Here is a 1296-nt window from a genome sequence, read left to right as displayed (position 1 = left end):
GCATCGTCCAGGTCGAAGCGGACGATGCCGTAGCGAAGCCGGCCGGAGCGGATATCGGTGATCAAGCCGTTGAAGGGATTGTCGGCGCCGTTGTGCGTCGAGATGATCAACACCTTGCCGCCCCAGATCAGGAAGGCCATGGCCGCCTTGATAAGCTCGGACAGGTTGTCGACGAAGGCGGCTTCGTCGAGGATCGCGAAGCCTTGGCGGCCGCGCAGCGAGCGCGGTTTCGAGGACAGTGCGACGATCGAGAAGCCGGAAGCAAAATCGATCTTCAAGGCCTTCACGCCGTCTTTCGATCCGTCGTCAAAGATGGTCTCGCCGCTGGTCACCGCGACATGCTGGAAGATGCGGGCCCAATCTGCGGCGGCGTCGATGAACTCCTTCGCCATGTCGTGCGAAGTGCCCATGTAGAGTGTGTCCATGCCGCCGTTCGAACGAGGTGAAGCCGATCGCAGGACTGCGTCGGCCGCGGCACCCCAGGTGGCGCCCGTGCGCCGCGATTTCTCGACGACGACAACATCATGTTCGCGGCAGGCCAATGAGACTTCGCGCTGATAGCCGAGCAGGGGCGCGGTGAGGCGTCGATCGGCATCCGTGGCGCGGCCCTGCTTCGTGCGCAGTGCAACCCACTCGTCGCGGGTCGGACGAGACGCGGTGTCGACCTCGACGGCAGCGTCGGAACGATCAGCCATGGGGTTTGCCGAACAGCAGATCGGCGAAGGTTTCCTTGAGCGCCGGGGTCAGCGCCTGCGGCCCGCCATGCTTCACTACGGCTGCTTCCGCCTGCTTCAGCGCTTCCGCCCGCGCTCTCTCGGCCGCGCGCTTCTCGATCGCGACCGTGCGCGCCACATCGTCCTTCGAGGCCTTGCCGAGATGGTCGAGAGCCTTGGCGATCAGCATCACCTGCATCGGCTCCAACGTGACGGGCTCGCCGTCCTCGCCGGTGGTGGCGAGCATGTCGAAGACGGCCTGGTGCATCAGCTCGATATTAAGCCTGGTCGCCTTGTCCGGCTCGCTCTCGCCCAGGCGGCGAACGATGACGTCGGCGACGGTGCGGCTCTTGCGCAGGCGTTCGGCGATGGCATCGGCTTTCTGCAGATGACGATGCAGAGCAGACCGCGACGGCAGCGCCTCGACGTCGAGCTCGCGCAGCTTCGCGATGATCTCGTCGAGGGTGCGGCCCTGGTCGCGCAGGCGGCCGATCCAGTCGCGGACCTCCTCGGGCAGCTTGTCGATCGAGCTCGGGCGCTTCGCCATGGTCAGAACTTCGGCGAGGGCTGGTCGACCATCGGA

Annotated in this window: 1 protein-coding gene and 1 pseudogene; both read right to left on the bottom strand. The window is 65.6% G+C overall.

What is annotated here, in order from left to right; genetic code table 11:
• Nucleotides 1-695 (bottom strand): annotated as a pseudogene (locus AB4Y99_RS27670) (hypothetical protein); the annotation flags it as partial.
• On the bottom strand, nucleotides 688-1296 hold a 609-nt coding region (locus AB4Y99_RS27665), incomplete at its 5' end, for a phage protein Gp27 family protein (protein ID WP_441525608.1). The pseudogene AB4Y99_RS27670 and the gene AB4Y99_RS27665, both read right to left, overlap by 8 nt.

The organism is Allobosea sp. TAB14, assembly GCF_052113865.1.
In the GTDB taxonomy this organism is placed as follows: Bacteria; Pseudomonadota; Alphaproteobacteria; order Rhizobiales; family Beijerinckiaceae; genus Allobosea; species Allobosea spartocytisi.
Note: the sequence above shows the minus strand (reverse complement) of the source record. Positions and strands in the feature narration are given on the sequence as shown.